Source organism: Pseudonocardia sp. ICBG1142 (genome assembly GCF_020496255.1).
Taxonomy (GTDB): Bacteria; Actinomycetota; Actinomycetes; order Mycobacteriales; family Pseudonocardiaceae; genus Pseudonocardia.
On record NZ_JAHLJC010000030.1, the window covers coordinates 1,836,013 to 1,853,475 of the forward strand.

At 70.4% G+C, this 17,463-nt stretch carries 19 protein-coding genes and 2 pseudogenes; 11 read left to right on the top strand and 10 right to left on the bottom strand.

What is annotated here, in order from left to right; all coding sequences use genetic code 11:
- Positions 1 to 59 precede the first annotated feature (59 nt).
- Genes KPL59_RS22880 through KPL59_RS22890 form a run of 3 tightly spaced genes read left to right on the top strand, consistent with a single transcriptional unit; the run spans position 60 to position 2,472 of the window.
- Entirely contained in the window at positions 60 to 455 is a 396-nt protein-coding gene (locus tag KPL59_RS22880) for a hypothetical protein (RefSeq protein ID WP_226353310.1), read from the top strand.
- Complete coding sequence (locus KPL59_RS22885; RefSeq protein WP_226353309.1) at positions 452 to 1,252, top strand: MBL fold metallo-hydrolase; 801 nt, start codon at positions 452 to 454, stop codon at positions 1,250 to 1,252. Before KPL59_RS22880 ends, KPL59_RS22885 begins: the two co-directional genes overlap by 4 nt.
- Positions 1,249 to 2,472: a S9 family peptidase gene (locus KPL59_RS22890; RefSeq protein WP_226353308.1), complete on the top strand. Its 1,224-nt coding sequence runs from the start codon at positions 1,249 to 1,251 to the stop codon at positions 2,470 to 2,472. Before KPL59_RS22885 ends, KPL59_RS22890 begins: the two co-directional genes overlap by 4 nt.
- 39 nt (positions 2,473 to 2,511) lie before the next feature.
- On the opposite strand, the gene KPL59_RS22895 is transcribed toward KPL59_RS22890, so the two are convergent.
- On the bottom strand, positions 2,512 to 3,882 hold the full coding sequence (locus KPL59_RS22895; protein WP_226353307.1) for an MFS transporter: 1,371 nt from the start codon (positions 3,880 to 3,882) through the stop codon (positions 2,512 to 2,514).
- Positions 3,879 to 4,757 (bottom strand): alpha/beta fold hydrolase, encoded by an 879-nt coding sequence (locus KPL59_RS22900; RefSeq protein WP_226361917.1) that lies wholly within the window; start codon positions 4,755 to 4,757, stop codon positions 3,879 to 3,881. Before KPL59_RS22900 ends, KPL59_RS22895 begins: the two co-directional genes overlap by 4 nt.
- An 87-nt stretch (positions 4,758 to 4,844) precedes the next feature.
- Between KPL59_RS22900 and KPL59_RS22905 the strand changes: the two genes are divergently transcribed.
- Entirely contained in the window at positions 4,845 to 5,792 is a 948-nt protein-coding gene (locus tag KPL59_RS22905) for a LysR family transcriptional regulator (RefSeq protein ID WP_226361918.1), read from the top strand.
- Positions 5,793 to 5,831: 39 nt separating this feature from the next.
- On the opposite strand, the gene KPL59_RS22910 is transcribed toward KPL59_RS22905, so the two are convergent.
- Positions 5,832 to 6,581, bottom strand: coding sequence for an alpha/beta hydrolase (locus KPL59_RS22910; RefSeq protein WP_226353304.1), 750 nt, complete (start codon positions 6,579 to 6,581; stop codon positions 5,832 to 5,834).
- 187 nt (positions 6,582 to 6,768) lie between these two features.
- On the opposite strand from KPL59_RS22910, the gene KPL59_RS22915 reads away from it, so the two are divergent.
- From KPL59_RS22915 to KPL59_RS22925, 3 genes are all read left to right on the top strand, one after another.
- Positions 6,769 to 7,350 carry an AAA family ATPase gene (locus tag KPL59_RS22915; RefSeq protein WP_226361919.1) on the top strand — a complete coding sequence of 194 codons (582 nt, stop codon included), beginning with the start codon at positions 6,769 to 6,771 and terminating at the stop codon, positions 7,348 to 7,350.
- 105 nt (positions 7,351 to 7,455) lie between these two features.
- Entirely contained in the window at positions 7,456 to 8,145 is a 690-nt protein-coding gene (locus KPL59_RS22920; protein ID WP_226361920.1) for an Ltp family lipoprotein, read from the top strand.
- Between the two features lie 246 nt (positions 8,146 to 8,391).
- Positions 8,392 to 9,786: an NAD(P)/FAD-dependent oxidoreductase gene (locus KPL59_RS22925; protein WP_226361921.1), complete on the top strand. Its 1,395-nt coding sequence runs from the start codon at positions 8,392 to 8,394 to the stop codon at positions 9,784 to 9,786.
- A 57-nt stretch (positions 9,787 to 9,843) separates the two neighbouring features.
- On the opposite strand, the gene KPL59_RS22930 is transcribed toward KPL59_RS22925, so the two are convergent.
- Positions 9,844 to 10,344, bottom strand: coding sequence for an NUDIX hydrolase (locus KPL59_RS22930; RefSeq protein WP_226361922.1), 501 nt, complete (start codon positions 10,342 to 10,344; stop codon positions 9,844 to 9,846).
- Between the two features lie 115 nt (positions 10,345 to 10,459).
- Here KPL59_RS22930 and KPL59_RS22935 point away from each other — a divergent pair, with 115 nt between their 5' ends.
- Positions 10,460 to 11,242, top strand: a complete 783-nt coding sequence (locus KPL59_RS22935) for an SgcJ/EcaC family oxidoreductase (RefSeq protein ID WP_226361923.1) — start codon at positions 10,460 to 10,462, stop codon at positions 11,240 to 11,242.
- A 68-nt stretch (positions 11,243 to 11,310) separates the two neighbouring features.
- Here KPL59_RS22935 and KPL59_RS22940 read toward each other — a convergent pair whose 3' ends face one another.
- The 5 genes and pseudogenes from KPL59_RS22940 to KPL59_RS22955 all read right to left on the bottom strand — a co-directional run bounded on the left by KPL59_RS22940 (position 11,311) and on the right by KPL59_RS22955 (position 14,578).
- Complete coding sequence (locus KPL59_RS22940; protein ID WP_226361924.1) at positions 11,311 to 12,159, bottom strand: FAD-dependent monooxygenase; 849 nt, start codon at positions 12,157 to 12,159, stop codon at positions 11,311 to 11,313.
- A gap of 76 nt (positions 12,160 to 12,235) precedes the next feature.
- Complete coding sequence (locus KPL59_RS37120) at positions 12,236 to 12,661, bottom strand: transposase family protein (protein ID WP_308187863.1); 426 nt, start codon at positions 12,659 to 12,661, stop codon at positions 12,236 to 12,238.
- A pseudogene (locus KPL59_RS35965) lies at positions 12,553 to 12,999 on the bottom strand (transposase family protein); the annotation flags it as partial. The gene KPL59_RS37120 and the pseudogene KPL59_RS35965, both read right to left, overlap by 109 nt.
- Before the next feature lie 97 nt (positions 13,000 to 13,096).
- Complete coding sequence (locus KPL59_RS22950; protein WP_226361925.1) at positions 13,097 to 14,011, bottom strand: hypothetical protein; 915 nt, start codon at positions 14,009 to 14,011, stop codon at positions 13,097 to 13,099.
- Between the two features lie 84 nt (positions 14,012 to 14,095).
- Positions 14,096 to 14,578 (bottom strand): hypothetical protein, encoded by a 483-nt coding sequence (locus tag KPL59_RS22955; RefSeq protein ID WP_226361926.1) that lies wholly within the window; start codon positions 14,576 to 14,578, stop codon positions 14,096 to 14,098.
- A gap of 122 nt (positions 14,579 to 14,700) precedes the next feature.
- On the opposite strand from KPL59_RS22955, the gene KPL59_RS22960 reads away from it, so the two are divergent.
- Positions 14,701 to 15,465 (top strand): transposase, encoded by a 765-nt coding sequence (locus tag KPL59_RS22960; protein WP_226359656.1) that lies wholly within the window; start codon positions 14,701 to 14,703, stop codon positions 15,463 to 15,465.
- Here KPL59_RS22960 and KPL59_RS22965 read toward each other — a convergent pair.
- Positions 15,458 to 15,610, bottom strand: coding sequence for a hypothetical protein (locus KPL59_RS22965; protein WP_226361927.1), 153 nt, complete (start codon positions 15,608 to 15,610; stop codon positions 15,458 to 15,460). The genes KPL59_RS22960 and KPL59_RS22965 overlap by 8 nt on opposite strands.
- Positions 15,611 to 15,894: 284 nt before the next feature.
- Here KPL59_RS22965 and KPL59_RS22970 point away from each other — a divergent pair, with 284 nt between their 5' ends.
- Together KPL59_RS22970 and KPL59_RS37800 are read left to right on the top strand one after the other, a co-directional pair.
- Positions 15,895 to 16,362, top strand: a complete 468-nt coding sequence (locus tag KPL59_RS22970; protein ID WP_226361928.1) for a MarR family winged helix-turn-helix transcriptional regulator — start codon at positions 15,895 to 15,897, stop codon at positions 16,360 to 16,362.
- Positions 16,359 to 17,249: pseudogene (locus tag KPL59_RS37800) on the top strand (FAD-dependent monooxygenase); the annotation flags it as partial. The gene KPL59_RS22970 and the pseudogene KPL59_RS37800, both read left to right, overlap by 4 nt.
- Positions 17,250 to 17,463 lie beyond the last annotated feature (214 nt).

The following is a 17,463-nucleotide window of genomic DNA, read 5'->3' on the forward strand; positions in this document are numbered from 1 at the left end:
GGCAGCTTACTAGCGTCGGCCCTTGTTGTACGTGGGTTCAACAAGCGGGGGGTACGACGATGCGCAGGCCGTCGGTCCGCACCGCGCGGAACGTGTGGATCGCGGGCTTCTCACTCGCCGCGGTCCTGCAGGGGGTCTTCGGCCGCCGGTTCGCCCGGGGCGCCGCGTGGGGCCGCAACGCCGGATGGCAGCGCGAGATCGCCGTCTGGAACGTCGGGACCCTCGTGACCGCGGCCGGACTGGCCGGGCTGGGACCCGAGGCCGACCGCGCGCAGGTCCGCGGCTTCGCGGTGCTGTCGACCCTGTTCGGGCTCAACCACCTCGCCGCCGCCCTGCGGTCACCGCGCAGTGGGAGCAACTGGTTCGGGGCGGGGCTGAACGCGGTCGGGATCACCGTCGGCGTCGCGGCCCTGGCCGCACCGCGGCCCGCCCCCCGCGGCCCCGACGAGCGGTGAGACCGCGACCGGCCGGGCCGCCGCTGGTGGAGCAGGTGGACCGGGGCACCGTCCTCGTGACGGGGACCGACGTCAACTGGGTCCTGCTCCGCGAGGGCGACGCCCTCACCCTGGTCGACGGCGGCTACCCCGGGGACGTGGCGGCCGTCGAGTTCTCCATCGCGACCCTCGGCCTCCGTCCGCAGGACGTGGTCGCCATCCTGGTGACCCACGCCCACGTCGACCACCTCGGCGCGGTCAACCCCTTCCACGCCCGGTACGGCACCCCGGTCCTCCTGCACCCGGTCGAGGTGGCGCACGCCCGTCGCGAGCGCCGAGAACAGCTGACTCCCGCGCGGGTGGTCGCCGGGCTCTGGCGGCCGGCCGTCCTGCCGTGGGCGGTGCGCGTCGCCCGGGCCGGGGCGGGCCGGGACGTCGCCGCCGCCCATGCGCAGCCGTTCCCGACCGGCGGCGCCCTCGACCTCCCCGGGTCTCCCGTACCGGTGCCGACCGGAGGTCACACGTCCGGCCACACCGCCTTCCACCTCCCGGCCTCGGGTGCCGTGATCACCGGCGACAGCCTCGTCACCGGGCACGCACTCTCCCCGGCGACCGGGCCACAGCTGCTCCCGGCGTGGTTCAACCACGGGACCGACGACGAGATGCGGGCGGCGCTGGGCGCTCTGGCCGGCGTGGACGCCGACCTGCTGCTGCCCGGGCACGGCCCGGCACACCGTGGACCGCTGCGCGCCGCCGTGGACCGGGCGGCCGGCGCCCCGCCGGGTGGCGGCCCGCGCACGACGAGAGGACGACGATGACCCGAGGACGGGGACCACGGCGGTTCCGGGAACAGCGGTGGCTGGTCGACGAGGCCCTGCGGGTCCGCGACGTCGAGTTCGACCAGCCCCGGCTGGGCTACCACCTGGGTGCCGTCGGCGACGAGCTCGCGCCGGCCGAGACGGCCGCGCTCCGGGCGGGGATCAACAAGCTCGCGGACTTCGTCCCGGTGGTGCGGTCGTTCGCCGAGCGACGCGCGCGCCGGGCCGAGGACGCCGAGCGGCGCGGCCACCCGGACAGCGCCGCGGTGCACCACTTCGCCGCGGCCCAGATGTGGTCGCTCGCCTGCTGGCCGGTCTGGGAGGACGACGGGCTGGCCCGTGAGCTCGACGAGCGCAAGAACGCCGCCTACCTGGCGTGGGCCCGCCGCGCCGCACACCGTGTCGAACGGGTCGACGTCCCGTTCGGTGACGCCGCGCTGCCCGGATGGCTCCATCTCCCCCGCGGCGCCGAGGGTCCGCTGCCCACGGTGCTGGCCATCGGGGGCATGGACGCACCCCGCGAGATGCTGGTCGCGCGCACCGGCAGCCCGTGGCTCGCCCGCGGCGTCGCCGTGCTCGCTCTGGACGGTCCCGGCCAGGGCGAGGCGGCGATCCGTGGTGTCCACGTCACCCCCACCGCCTGGGCCGAGGCCGGCGACGCCGTGATGGGCTGGATCCGCGGCCGTCGCGACCTCGACGCCACCCGCGTCGTGGCGTCGGGCACCAGCTTCGGGTCGTTCTGGATGTCCCAGCTCGCGTCCGGGCAACCCGATCTGCTCGGCTGCTCGGTGGCGCTGCCCTGCTTCGAACCGGGCGCCCACACGATCTTCGAGGAGGCCCCGCCGACGTTCAAGGCGCGCCACATGTGGATGGCCGGGCTCTACGACGACGAGGACGCCTTCGACGCGATGGCCGCCCGGTACGACCTGCGACCCCACGCCGAGGCGATGCCGGTGCCGTGGCAGATCGTCGGCGGTGCGGCGGACGACCTGTCCCCCTCCTCGTGGGTCCACGAGATGGCGCGACGCTCCCCCTCCCCGACCTCGGTCACCCTCTATGCGGGCGCCCGGCACTCGATGACCGAGGCCTCGTCGGTCGCGTTCGGGCCCGGCTGGCGGACCCTGCAGGTCGAATGGCTGCACGACCGTCTCCGCGGCCGCACCCCGACGACGGAGAACCTGCTCGTCCAGCCCTCGGGGGAGGTCACCGTCGCCGGGTGACACCGAACTGCGGACCAGGTTCTCGTGCCCGCCGCGTCCTCATCCATGACGGGCCTCCAACTCGGGGGCGGTGCGCGAACGGGTCGCGCGGGCGAGGGCCACGGCGACGGCCGCGGCGAGCAGGAACACCGTGACCTGGTAGGCGCCGGCACGCCCGAACGACGGCACGGCCCCGGCGGTGTAGGCGGCGCCGCAGAGCGCCACCCCGATCGTCCCGCCCAGCTGTTGCGCCGTGGGCAGCAGCCCGGACACCGTGCCCACCGCTCCGGCCGGCACCTCGGCCAGGACGAGGGTGAAGGCCGAGGCGGTGAACGCCCCGAACGCGATCCCGCCCAGGGCCAGCACGGCCCAGAGCGCGGGGCCGGGGTGGTCGACCACGACGACGGTCGCACCGCACACCGCGGCGAGCACGAGCGATGCGCCGGCGAGCATCGACACGTCCCACCGTCGCGCGAGCGGCTCGGCGAGCGCGCTCCCGGCGAGCGCCCCGACGGCGTAGGTCGCGATCGTCCCGGCCGTGCGCAGCGGACCGAACCCGACGGGCCCCTGCAGGTGCAGCGACAGCAGCAGGACGAAGGACGGCACCCCCGCGTTGAACACCAGCACGACCCCGATGCCGAGGCGGGCGGTGGCGGTGCCCAGCGCTGCCGGCTGGACCAGCGGATACGCGGCGCGACGCTGCTGGACGACCAGGGCCGACAGCAGCACCACCGCCGCCGCGAACGACGCCCAGGTCCACATCGGCCACCCCTGTTCCCCGCCGAGTGCCAGGGGGAGCACGACGGCGGACAGACCCGTCACGCTGAGCAGGGCCCCGGCCACGTCGAGCGGGACCCGGTCGGCGACCCCTCCCCCGGTCCGCGGGAGCACGGGCCACAGGACCAGCGCGGCCACCCCCACCGGGACGGTCACGGCCAGGGCCGCACGCCATCCGGCGCCGAACGGGTCGAGCTCGAGCAGCACCCCACCGAGCACCGGGCCGGCCAACGAGGCGACGGCCATCGTCGCGCCGAACCAGGACAGCGCCCGGGCCCGCCGCCCGGGGTCCACCGACCGCTGGATGATCGACAGGACCTGCGGCGCGACCAACCCGCTGCCGATGCCCTGTACCAGCCGTGCGACGACGAGCACGTCGGCGTCGGGGGCGAGCGCGCCGGTGGCGGCGGCCGCGGTGAAGATCGCGGTCCCGACGACGAACAGGCGACGGTGCCCCCAGCGGTCGCCCAGGCGCGCGGCGGTGATCAGGGTGCAGGCGAAGGTCAGGGTGTAGCCGGCGACGACCAGCTGACCGGCGCCCGCGCCCGCAGCCAGGTCAGCGCGGACGTCGGGCACGACGATCTGCATCACCGTGACGCTCATCAGCTGCACGAACGTGCCCGAGAGCAGGACGGGCAGCGCGAGGCGCCTCATCGCCGGGTGGCGAGGTCGGCGAGCAGCCCGCCGAGCTCGTCGGGACGGGTCAGGAAGGGCGAGTGGCCGCCGGGCAACGAGTGCACCTCGAACCCGCGGCCGGGAGCGGCCCGGTCGGCCTCGGCGATCATCAGGTCCTGGGTCGCCACGGGGAGGGCGCGGTCGTCGGTGAGCCGGACGTAGCTGCGGGGCACGGTGCCCCACCGGCCGGCGGTGACGGCGAACGGGTCGGAGAGGATCGCCGTCGTCTCGTCGGGCTGCAGCAGCGACCGCCAGGCGGGCAGCCCGGCCGGCCAGTCGTGCAGGAACGAAGTGCGGATCGCCTCGACCTCGGCGGGGTCGTGGGACAGGGGGTTGATCCGCATCGCGCCGATCCGGTCCGGGTCGCCGATCCGGGGTGCGTGCGTGGCGTGGGCGTTCTCCGGCGCGCCGATGTAGTCGGTGAACCGGGTACGGCCCGCGGGGACGAACGCCGAGAGGTACACGACGTGGTCGGCGAGGCCCGGCTCCTGTTCGAGGACGGCGGACGCGGGCCCGCCACCGGCGCTGTGGGCGACCAGGACCAGCCGGGCGGTGCGCCGCCGGATGTCCGCGAGCTGCCCCAGCAGGTCCTTCACGACGACGTCGGGGGTGAGGTCGGCCAGCCCGGAAAACTCCGTCGTGAGCCCCGGCTGCCCCGGGAGGAGGTAGCCCGACGGGTACGGGGCGGCGAGGCCGTGCCCCGGCATGTCGAGGGCGTGGCTCGTCAGCCCGTGCCGGGCCAGCACCGTCCGCACCGGGCCCCAGTGCAGCGAGGAGTGCCAGGCACCGTGCAGGAGCACGACGGAGGTGCCGGTGGCGGGATGGTTCAGGGAGGTCTTCGGTTCTGCGGACACGCCCCCACCACACCGGCACCGGCCGGCGTCATCCACCTTCATATCTCACGTACGGCAGCGCGATACCTCCGAGCTATCGTGGCGCGGGTGGAAGCACGTCATCTGCGGTACGCGCAGGCGCTCGCCGAGCACCGGCACTTCGGCCGGGCGGCCGCGGCGCTGGGGATCGCACAGCCGCCGCTGTCCTCCCAGATCGCCGCTCTCGAACGCGAGGTCGGCGAGCGGCTGTTCGACCGCACGCCGAAGGGGGTGTTCCCGACCGCGGCCGGCACGGCGTTCCTCGCGCGCGCCCGGAGCGCGCTCGACGAGATGGGCGGAGCCGTCGTCGACGCCGGACGAGCGGCACGCGGGGAGACCGGGCGGCTCCGGCTGGGTTTCATCGGCTCGGCGCTGCTCGCACCGCTGCCCGGGGTGCTCGGCCGGTTCCAGCGCGCCCGGCCGGACGTCCGGCTCGAGGCACTCGAGACGGGAACCCCGGCGGGCGTCGCGGGTCTGCTCGCGGGCGAGCTCGACGTCGCCGTCGGCCGCGGGGCACCCCGGGGCCCGGGGGCCGAGGAGCTCGTCACGGTGCCCATCGGCACCGACGACCTCGTCGCCGCCGTCGCCGTGACCCACCCCTTCGCGGGGACGAGGTCGGTCACCATCGAACAGCTCGCCGGCGAGCGGCTCGTCGTGTCCGGCAGAGCCGACGAGCCGGGGGTCGGGGCCTGGCTGCAGACCGTCTTCGCGGACGCGCCGACGGCACTGGACGGCGCCGCGACCGCCCGTGACATCCACACGATCGTCGGCCTCGCCGCGTGCGGCGTCGGTGTGGGGCTGGGGCCGTCGCGGATGCGACTGCTGGCCCGCGACGACGTCCGGTTCTGCGACGTCACGCCGGCCGTCCGCCTTCCCGACCTGCAGCTGTCGTTCCGGGCGTCGGACACCTCGCCCGTCCTCGCGGCCTTCCTGGACGTCGTGCGGCTCAACTGCGACGAGGTCGGGTCGCGGCTGGACCGGATCCTCTCCCACCACCCCGGCGTCGGGGCCCTCTGACGACGGCCTCGTCCGATTCGGCCGGCCGCGGGCACCGGATCATCCGGACAGGCCCCGGCACCGCAGGTGCCGGGCGAGGAACCGGGCCGCGTCGCCGCCCTCGAACGCAGGAACGCCGGTGTGCCCGCCGGTGTTGGCGTGCAACGTCTTCTCCGTCATGCCGAGCGCGTCGCTGCCGAGCGCGTCGAACAGGTCGAGAGCCTGCCGGCGGTCGTTGCCCTCGTCGTCCCACTGCAGCAGCATCAGCAGCGGGACGGTGACCCGCCGGGCCTCGTCCAGGGTCGCGCGCGGCAGCCGGCTACCGGCGAACAGCAGCGCCGCCGCGATCCGCGGCTCCAGCGCCATCCGGACACCGATCGCGGCGATCCCGCCCGACCAGGCGACCGGGTCGTGCCCGGGCAGCGCGTCGAGCAGCGTCCGCCACTCCGGGGCCGACGCCTCGACCAGTGGTGTGACCAGCCGTTCGACGACGGCGTCGGGAACGGGTTCGCCCGCCCGGACCGCCCGGCGCAGCTCGGCACGGGCGGCGTCGACGTCGGGCAGGCGGGGTCGTCCGCCGGCACCGGGCAGCTCCAGGGTCGCGGCGGTGTACCCGTCGGCGACGCAGGAGCGGGCCCGCCCGAGCAGCCTCGGGTGCATGCGTGCCAGGTCGCCGGGGTGGCCCAGCAGGACCAGCGGGGTCGGGCCGCCGGTCGTGCGGGGTGACCAGAGAACGCCGGGGACGCCGTCGAGGGTGAACCGGTGCTCGGTCAGGTGGTCGTCGAGGTGCTCGGTGCTGATGACATGCATGGTCGTGCCTTCCGGGAGTGCTCGCGGCGCTCCGGGACGGCCTGCCGTCCGGGTGGGAGCGCCCGTGTCGGTACCGCGGTCACGGGACTCACCTCCTCGGGTCGGTGCACGGTCCGTCGCACGCTAGCCGCGATGCGCGCCCTCGTCGCACGGATTTCCCGTCGCATTCCGGCCGTACGGTGTAGGGGTGCTGCGCTGGGACGACCCGTTGCCCACCCGGCCGCGCCGCATTCTCGTCGCAGGGGTCTCCGGATCCGGGAAGACGACGCTCGCCGCCCGCCTCGCCACGGTGACGGGCGGTCCGCACACCGACATCGACGCGCTGTTCCACGGCCCCGGCTGGATGCCGCGCCCGTCCTTTCTCGACGACGTCGACCGGTTCACCGCCGCCGACACGTGGGTCACGGAGTGGCAGTACCGAACGGCACGCCCGCGCCTGGCGGCCCGCGCGGACCTGCTCGTCTGGCTCGACCTGCCGTTCTGGACCGTCACGTTCCCCCGTGTGCTGCGGCGGACGTGGCGGCGCAGCCGCCGCCGTGAGGTGCTGTGGAACGGCACCGTCGAGCCTCCGCTGCGCCGGCTGCTCGTCGACCGGGAGAACATCGTGCGCTGGGCCGTCGCGACCCGGCACAAGTACCGGGAACTGGTACCCGCGGTCGCCCGGGAGCACCCGGCACTGACAGTGGTACGGCTGCGGTCACCGCGCGAGGTCGACGACTGGGTCGCCGGGCCGCTCCAGCACTCACTGCGCGGGACCGGGCTCTCCTGACAGGGGCACCAGGGAAGCCACCGGCTTCACGACACCCCTTCCCCAATTCTGGGGATCCGCCGCCGCACCCGGCAACACTCGGTCGTCTCGCGCGACATAGGGGCCATGACGACCCCGCAGACCCCACAGGGCCCCTCCTGGAGCACCACCCCGGCCGGCCACGGCGTGCCGCCCGGCCAGTACCCGCCGCCGGGCCGGATCCCGCAGCAGCGGAACCTCCCGACCGCAACCTGGGCGCAACCGCCCCTTCACCCGGCTCCGGCTCCGGCTCGACGACGGAAGTGGCCGTTCGTCGTCGGCGGGCTCGCCGTGGTGATCGTCGCCGCCGCAGCTGCCGGAGGCTCGGGCGACGGAGACGCGGCGTCCCCCGTCGCTGCGGCCCCGTCCTCCGCACCCGCCGTCGTGCCGTCCACCGTGGCCGCCGCGCCACCGGCGGTGATCGCCCCGGCACCGAGCAGCGCGGCGTCCGCTCCCGAGACCTACGCCGCCCCGGCCGTGCCCGCGCTGTCGGTGAGCCGACAGAACGCCGTCGAGTCGGCCGAGGGCTACCTCGACTTCAGCTCGTTCTCGCGGACGGGTCTCATCAAGCAGCTCGAGTTCGAGCACTTCTCCACCGCCGACGCGACGTATGCCGTCGACCACGTGACCGTCGACTGGGACGAGCAGGCGGCACGGTCCGCGAAGAGCTACATGGAGTTCAGCTCGTTCTCCCGGCAGGGTCTGATCGACCAGCTGAAGTTCGAGGGCTTCACCGCTGCGCAGGCCAAGCACGGCGCGGACGCGGCCGGGCTCTGACCTTCGACGTCGAGCAGTCCTCGTCCTCGGACGCACGGGGACGGGCGATGGACGACGTCCACGACGGACCTTCTCGAACGCCCTCTCCGGTGTCGTTCCCGTCCGTACCGTTCGGGCTGCCCGCTCCTGCACATCGATCTGTGACACCGGGGGAACCGACCCCGCCCCGTCGTCACACCGGGGAACGGACGGGGCGACGTAGGCTCGGTCCTCAGACCGGACCCACCGATCCCCTGGAGGCCGTCCGTGCCCCGCCCCCCGGCCCGCGTGTTCGCCGAGATCGCCACCCCAGACCCACCACGGGGACCACGGACCGTCATGGGCCGCGCCGTGGTGCTCGGGGCGAGCATCGCCGGGATGCTCGCCGCGCGCGTGCTCGCCGACCACGCCGAGGAGGTCCTGCTCGTCGACCCCGACGGTGACCCGACCGGCCCGGAGCCCCGGCCCGGCGTCCCGCAGGGCGGGCAGGTGCACGCGCTGCTGCCCGCCGGGCAGGTCCAGCTCGAACGCTGGTTCCCCGGCATCACCGCGACCGCGATCCGCGAGGGCGCAGTGCCGCCCGACCCCGCCACGGTGGAGCTCTGGGTCAACGGCCGCCTCCGCCCGCTCCCCGCCACGCCGCAGGACGAGCCGACCCTGGTGACGACCCGTCCCTTCCTCGAGAACATGGTCCGGCGGGCCACCACCGCCGTCCCCGGGATCCGTGTGGTCGCAGGTCGTGCGGAGGGGCTGGTGTTCGACGGCGCGCGGGTGTCCGGGGCCCGGGTGCGGGTCGGGGACGAGGTCGTGACCGAGCCCGCGGATCTGGTCGTCGACGCCACCGGCCGGTCGAGCAGGCTCGCCGAGTGGCTGGACCAGGGGGGTCATCCGCGTCCCACCTGGCAACGGATGCCGATCAGGCTGAACTACGCCAGCGCCCTGTTCGAGCGTGACCCTGCGATCAGCGATGCCGGCGTCGTGATCGCGACCTCCGACGCCGACGACGGCCGGGTCGCCCGTCAGGCCGGGATCCAGGCGGTCGAGAACGACCGGTGGATCGTCCTGGTCGCCGGCTACGGCGACGACCGGCCCACTCGCGACCCCGCAGACTTCCGCGAGCGCTGCAGCCGGGATTTCCCGGCTGCCTTCGGCGACATCGCCACCGGCGCCCGGATGATCGGCGACGGCGTCACCTACCACCAGGCCGACAGCCGTCGCCGCGACACCGCGTCCCTGCGACGACTGCCCGCCGGCATCATCCCGGTCGGTGACGCGATCGCCTCGTTCAACCCCGTCTACGGGCAGGGGATGACCTCCGCCGCGCTGCACGCCTCCTGCCTGTCGTCGTACCTGCGCTCCGCTCCGTCATTGGCGGAGCCCGCCAATGGCTACCTCGACGACGTGCAGGTCGTCGTCGACGCCGCCTGGAGCATCTCGACCCTGGCAGACCTGCGGCTGCCACACGTCGACGGTCCCTACCCTCGCGGGTACCCGATCGCGTCCTGGTTCGGACGGCGACTGCAGGCCGCGTCGTTCACCGATCCCGAGCTGAACCGGCGCCTGTCCGCGGTCACGATGATGCACGAGCACCCCAGCGTGCTCGCCCGCCCCGGCACGGTGGCGCGGGTGCTGCGGGGCGGGCGCGGGAGGCCGGTCGGCTGAGCCCCCCTGCACCGGGGCCGCCGCCACGGGCCGCCTCGTGGCATGTGTCAGCGCTGCTCAGTACTGAATGAGGCCACCGACCGGGACGGTCTCCACGTGGCCCGTAGCCGGTTGTGTCGCAGCGAGCTTCAGGCCTACATCGACGAGTGACGAGCGACGGAGCCCACCTGTATCGACAATCGGTACCCAAGCAGGCTCAGTAGTGGCGCCGTTCACCTCGGGCCGCCTCTCACCACCGACCACACGAACCCGATAGAAGACCCCGACGTTCTGATGCTCGGCGCCGCTCCATGCCGACTCCCTCGGGATCACACGGGAGTCCACACCGAGAAGCCTCTCGACCACCGCTTCATAGCCCGTCTCCTCGGCGATCTCCCGGATCACCGTGTCGAACGGGTCCTCACCGTGTTCGACCCCACCACCCGGGAGAGACCACGTACTCGTGGGTGCGTCGCGCACCAGCAGTACGCCTTCATCGCTCAGGCACACCCCATAGGCAGCCAGCCGGAACGTCATCTCCACCTCCGATAGACGATCAACTGTCGAGAGATACGTCATGGATTGCGTGCACCGCCACCACGCAAGACTGGCGCTCTGTGGCATTGACTCTCGGGCAACCGAGTGCCAGAGGCCGTATTGACCTGAACTCTGCTTCAGCTCATACGTTCGCGGAATGAGCGAGACGGTTGCTGCGCCCACCCACGACGACGAACATCGCATCCGTGACGTCGTGGCAGAGGCAAGCCGCGCGCAGAACGACATCGACACCTTGCTCGCCCTCCATACTCCGGCCGCCGTGGTCGTCAACTTCCCCGGCAGGCGGGTCCTCGGCCGGGCGGCGTTGGCCGACGCCATGGCGGGTGCACTGAACTCGCCTCTCTCCGAGGTCCAGACCACCGTCGAGGTCGTCGATGTCCGATTTCCCGACGCGGACGTCGCCCTGGTCAGCTGCATCAAGACCTTGCACGACCGGCGGTCCGACTCGGCGGATGCACTACCAGCGAGTTCGGGCGCACTGACGTACCTGATGGTCAAGCATGGCGACGGGTGGCGGATCGCTTTCGCCCAGACGACACCCGTCCTCGGCACGTCCCCGTCCCCATCGAGACTGACCACTCCGACGCCTCACCGGACACTGGCTCCGCATCCGACACTGCGCCGTCGCGCCGTTCAGGACCGACTGCTGTCACGCCACGTCGGAGAGAACACAGCTTCCACAACGCTGATGCCCCGTGGGATGCGCCATGCGCCTCGCACGGCAAGGTCGTGCTCGAACCTGGGCGCTCTCGTCCGCCTGCCTGACGCCGTGTGCCCGGCCATGGGGCGTAGCTGCGGGGCGACCCGGTCCCGGGGGAGGTCAGCAACGCCGCCTCCGGGCCGGGCGCCGGCCGCGGCCCCAGCAGAGCCTGCGCGGACCGTGAGCGAGGTGAGGTCGTCACGGGCGACGACGAAGTAGCCCGGTGCGGGCGGGACCTCACCCGCGCGGCTGCGCGGTCACCGCAGCACCCGGCGGGCAGCGCCCGTTCAAGTTGCTGCGGTGTCGTTCAACCAGTTCAGATAGTGAGAGAAGCGCTCCACATACGACATCGGGGTCGGTGCGGTCGCCATCGCCCTGGCGTACTCGCGCACCTGCCGATATCGGGCGACGCGATCGGTTTGATAGCTGTCCAGTGCCGGTGCGATGTCGGCTCGACCGAGCAGGTCGCCCAGCACACGCGCGTCCTCGATGCCCAGTGAGGCACCGGATCCGATGTGTGGGGACATGACATGTGCGGCGTCCCCGGCGAGCACGACACGGTTACTCCTCCAGTGCGGGATCTCCGGCACCACGGCGACCTGGTTGTCCATCACCGACTCCTCCGGGGTGGCCAGGACGACCTCACGCAGCACGGACCGGGAAGGTCCTTCGTGCAGGTTGTCCACCCTGGCAAGGGCCTCCTGCCTGGGGCTTCCGGTGAGGCCGCCGGTAACGCCGAACTGGGCCAGCACCCAGAAACAGGTACCGTCGGCGAGCCGTGTGACCGTGCCGCGGGTGCGGTGGTGCCCGATGGTGGGGCAACCGTCACCCAGATCGCCGTCGAACGGCAGTACCGCCCGCCAGACGTGGTGACCATCGCCGTCGTAGTGACTTTCCGAGCCCGGAACGAGCCTACCGCGGACCCGGGAGTTCAGGCCGTCGGCGCCGACGAGCAGGTCTGCACGTTCCTCGTCGCCATCGCCGTAGTGCACGGTGATGGCGACGTCGTCCTCGGTGTAGTCGACCACCTCCTTGCCGGTGCGGATGTTCTCCTCACCGACAGCAGAGACGAGCAGTGCGCTGAGCCGTCGACGATGCATCACCCGCCCCGGCGGCATGTCACCGGCCTCCAGCACCGCGCCGGAGGGATCGCGAAATCGTCGAAAACTGTGGTCGGCCTCGATCTCGGACAGGAGGCTTATTCAGGCTCCGTCAGGTAAGTGTGTAGAAGATGAGTCCGATGACTGCCGAGATTGTCGTTTTAAATGTGGCGTAGGGCCGCCGGTAGTCTGTGTGGAGAACTTTCCACGTTTTGATATGGGCGATGACTCGTTCGATGGTGGCGCGTGTGTGGTTGAGGCTCTTGTTGAATGTTTTTTGCCAGTCGAGAAGTTCCCGGCCGGGTGGTTTTTTGAACGGGGTGAGCATGCCGCGCCCGATGTATCCTTTATCGCCGATCGGGGGTATGTGGCGAGGTGGTCGAGGGCGCCGGATTGGTCGAGGCAATATAGGTCGTGTCGGGAGCCTGGGGTCGGGTCGGAGATCCACGACAGCTGCCCTTCCAGGGTGGCTGCGACCTGGACGACGACGCCGGTGGTGCGATGCTTGCCCGACCACAGACCCGGCACCGCGGCCCATGACCAGCAGGGCAGCAAGGTTCCATCGATGATGTACTGCCGATCGGCACGAAGCTCCTCTGCCGTCGGAACGACACTCCGCAGCGCCTGTGCCAGCAACGGTGTCACCCCCGTGATCGCTCGACTAACCGTCGACTGCGACACCCCATAGGTTTCCGCCAACTCCCACTGCACACGATTCCCGCGCAGATACGCCAACGTGATCACCACCGACCAGAACAACCCCAGAACCGGCGGCCAAGACAAACGTGCCTCCGTCGCGTCCCGCTGATCCTGCTCATACACTATAGCGACAAGATCCTGAATTTCATCACGCCGGAAACCAGTGGTATAGTACATACTGCGGCAGCCCGTTCATCTCGGATTGATTCGGCAAACCAATATTCGCGATGGACGGGCTGTCGCCCAACCCGACACGCCGGGCTAGATCGTTATTTCACGGGGCCTGAATAAGCCTCATGGCGCCCGAATAGGTGGCCGGGTTGGAGCGACGGTTGGTGCTGACCGCCGACTGATCGATCATGACCGTCGACGGGTGCTGTGCCCGGAAGCAGTTGCGGATGAGGCTGCTCTTACCGGAACCCGCCACTCCGGTGACGACAGTGAGCACTCCCGCGGGCACGTCGACAGTCACGTTCGCGAGGTTGTGCACGGCGGCGTCGGTGATGCGGAGCTGCCCGGTCGGCGTGCGTACCTCGACCTTCAGGGGCATAGGGCGGCGCAGGAACTGCCCGGTGAGGGTGTCGGCGCCGTGGAGTTCCTTCACAGATCCGGTGAAGACGATCTCGCCCCCGGCCTTTCCCGCCCGCGGGCCGACATCCACGACGTGGTCGGCGATCTCGATGACATCGCGGTCGTGCTCGACGACCAGCACGGTGTTGCCCTTGTCGCGGAGCCGACGCATCAGGTCGGTGAGGCGGACGACGTCGTGGGGATGCAGGCCGATCGTGGGCTCGTCGAAGATGTAGAGGACCTCGACAAGCGCGCTCCCGAGATGGCGCACCATCTTGATCCGCTGTGACTCACCGCCCGACAACGTCGAGGTTTCCCGGTTGAGGCCCAAGTAGCCGAGCCCGAGCATCTGCAGGTGCCCGAGCCCGTCCACGAGGCTCTGCGCGACGGTCGCAGCCGTGGCACCACCCATCTGCTTGACCTCGTCGACGAGATCGTTGATCTCCATCGCCGCGTACTCGGCGATATTGCGCCCGTTGACCTTGCACGCCAGCGCCTGCGGGTTGAGCCGCAGCCCTCGACAGGACGAGCAGGTCGTCACATTCACGACCTGTTTGAGCGCCCTGCGGTTCTTGGCGCTCATCTCGTCCGGCTCCTTGCGCAGGTAGAGCCGCTCCATCTTGGGGATGATGCCCTCGTACTTCGAGTTGATCTCCCCGCCCTTCCAACCCAGCTTGATCGACGCGTCGGAGCCGTAGAGGAGCTACATCCACTCCTGTTCGCTGTAGTCCGACAGCTTCTTGTCGTTGTCGAACAGCCCGGAGTTCGCGTACAGCTTCCAGAACCAGCCGCCCGGGTTGAAGGCGGGATGGCGGATCGGGCCGTCGTTGAGCGACTTCCCGCGGTCGATCAGCTTGTCGATGTCGACCTCGCTGCGCCGGCCCAGGCCGTCGCAGTCCGGGCACATGCCCTGCGGATCGTTGAAGGAGAACGCGTTCGAGTACCCGACGTAGGGGCGGCCGACGCGGGAGAACAAGAGCCGCAACAGCGCGTAGAGGTCGGTGATCGTGCCGACCGTGGATCGGGAGTTCCCGCCGATGCGCTTCTGATCGACGATGATCGCTACCGATAGGTTCTCGATGGAGTCCATGTCCGGCTGGCCGTACCGTGGCAGCCGGTTGCGCTGAAATGCCGTGAAGGTCTCATTGAGCTGTCGCTGCGACTCCGCGGCGATCGTGTCGAACACCAGGAGGCTTATTCAGGCCCCGTGAAATAACGATCTAGCCCGGCGTGTCGGGTTGGGCGACAGCCCGTCCATCGCGAATATTGGTTTGCCGAATCAATCCGAGATGAACGGGCTGCCGCAGTATGTACTATACCACTGGTTTCCGGCGTGATGAAATTCAGGATCTTGTCGCTATAGTGTATGAGCAGGATCAGCGGGACGCGACGGAGGCACGTTTGTCTTGGCCGCCGGTTCTGGGGTTGTTCTGGTCGGTGGTGATCACGTTGGCGTATCTGCGCGGGAATCGTGTGCAGTGGGAGTTGGCGGAAACCTATGGGGTGTCGCAGTCGACGGTTAGTCGAGCGATCACGGGGGTGACACCGTTGCTGGCACAGGCGCTGCGGAGTGTCGTTCCGACGGCAGAGGAGCTTCGTGCCGATCGGCAGTACATCATCGATGGAACCTTGCTGCCCTGCTGGTCATGGGCCGCGGTGCCGGGTCTGTGGTCGGGCAAGCATCGCACCACCGGCGTCGTCGTCCAGGTCGCAGCCACCCTGGAAGGGCAGCTGTCGTGGATCTCCGACCCGACCCCAGGCTCCCGACACGACCTATATTGCCTCGACCAATCCGGCGCCCTCGACCACCTCGCCACATACCCCCCGATCGGCGATAAAGGATACATCGGGCGCGGCATGCTCACCCCGTTCAAAAAACCACCCGGCCGGGAACTTCTCAACTGGCAAAAAACATTCAACAAGAGCCTCAACCACACACGCGCCACCATCGAACGAGTCATCGCCCATATCAAAACGTGGAAAGTTCTCCACACAGACTACCGGCGGCCCTACGCCACATTTAAAACGACAATCTCGGCAGTCATCGGACTCATCTTCTACACACTTACCTGACGGAGCCTGAATAAGCCTCCAGCGACGTCTTCCCCGATCCCGAGACACCGGTGAACACGACGATCTTGTGCTTCGGGATGTCCACAGAGACGTTCTTCAGGTTGTTCTCGCGGGCACCGTCGACATGGACGTACGAATCGATCATGGCATCACCGTAGTGAGAATAGCGGTCAGCTCATGTCCGCGATTATGGCCAGAGCTCGATCGAAAGTCGGCCAATCGCACTCGGAGTTTCCGGCACGGGCGGGCAACAGCGATACCGCTGAATCCGCAGACCCAAGATCGAATTCTCCAGCGACGCTGGACGATGACCACTAGCGAGCACAGAGCTGCCCCAGCCCATAGCCCGATTTCCCCGCGGCCACCGCCGACCCGCCCGCTCCTCGTGCGACTTGACTCGTCGCACGACCTCGATGGTATAGTTCCTTCATGGAAGTAAGTAAATCGATCTGGAGCATCATCCGATCCCTGGATCGCGCCGCACAGGTCCAGCGCAGGGCCGCGGCCCGATCCGCCTGGGGTCCGGTTCACCTGGGGTTACTCAACCTGGCCGCGCAACGACCAGTCCGCCCGTCCGAGGTCACCGAGGAGTTGGACGTACCGGCACAGTCGGTCAGCCGGGCCGCGAGCGAGCTGGCGACAGCGGGCCTGATCGAGCGAGTCGGCGACGAGACGGACGGCCGCTCGTACCGCATCGCTCTGACGTCGGAGGGCGAGTCGACGGTCGACCGGTTTCGCTCGGAGCTTGCATCGATCTTCGGGCGTCACCTTGAGGGTTGGACCGAGGACGAGATCACCGACTTCGCTGGCCGTCTCGCGGAGCTGACCACCTCGATGGCGGAGGATCTGACGACAGAGCCACGGGAACGACGGCGCAACCCATGGCGAACTCGATGACATCCGCACCCCAGCCCCGTGCCCTACCGCCGACCACCGACGTACTGGTAGTCGGCGGCGGCCTGACCGGGCTCGCCTCAGCAGCGCTACTCGGCCTCCACGGCTTACACGTGCTCCTCGTCGAGCGACGCCCCGGTACCTCCCGTCACACGAAGGCGCGGCTGGTCAATGCGCGAACGATGGAGATCTTCCGTGCACTCGGTATCGAGGGCCAGGTTCTGGCCGCCGGCGAGCCCAATGGTGGCTTCACCGTCGCCGACACCCTCGCCGCGGAGCACGAGACCTGGATCCCCGTACCGGCTGAGGACGACACCGCCGATCTGAGCCCGTCTCCGGCATGGTCATGCGACCAGCAGCGGATCGAACCTCTCGTCCGCGACCGAGCCCACGAACTCGGCGCCGACGTCCGCTTCGCTCACACCGCGCACATCCAGAGCCAGGACGCCGACGGCGTCAACGCCGTGATCGAGGGCCACGCCGTACGAGCCCGCTACCTCATCGCCGCCGACGGTGCACACAGCCCGACCCGGACCGCCCTGAACATCGGCTGGAGCGGCGAGTCGCTCCCGGGCACTGCCGTGAGCGCACTCTTTCACGCACACCTCGAACCAGCCCTCCGAGGCCGACACACAGAGGCTCTGTTCGCCCGATCGGCCGGCGCGTTTCTCTTCGCCCGCGGCAACGCCTCTGGCCGGAGCTGGCAACTCGGCACCCATGTATCCGGCTCCGACCCGGACGACCTCGACCAGCACGTCCGCGACACGATCCGTGCGGCAACCGGCATTCCCGACCTGCAACCGGTCATCGACGACATCGCCACCTGGCGGACTGGCGCTTACGTCGCAACGCGGCTACGCGCCGGTCGAGCTTTCCTCGTCGGCGACGCCGCCCACGTCATGCCGCCCTACGGTGGATTCGGCGGCAACACCGGCGTCCAGGACGCGCACGGCTCGCATGGCGACTCGCCTTCGCCTGCCGAGGGGACGACACATGGCTCGCCTCCTACGAGACCGAACGACTCCCCGTCGCACGACGAACAGTCAGCCAGGCACCCCTCCGCTCCCGCAAGACACCTGGCGCTCCGCCACCCCCGGAACAAAT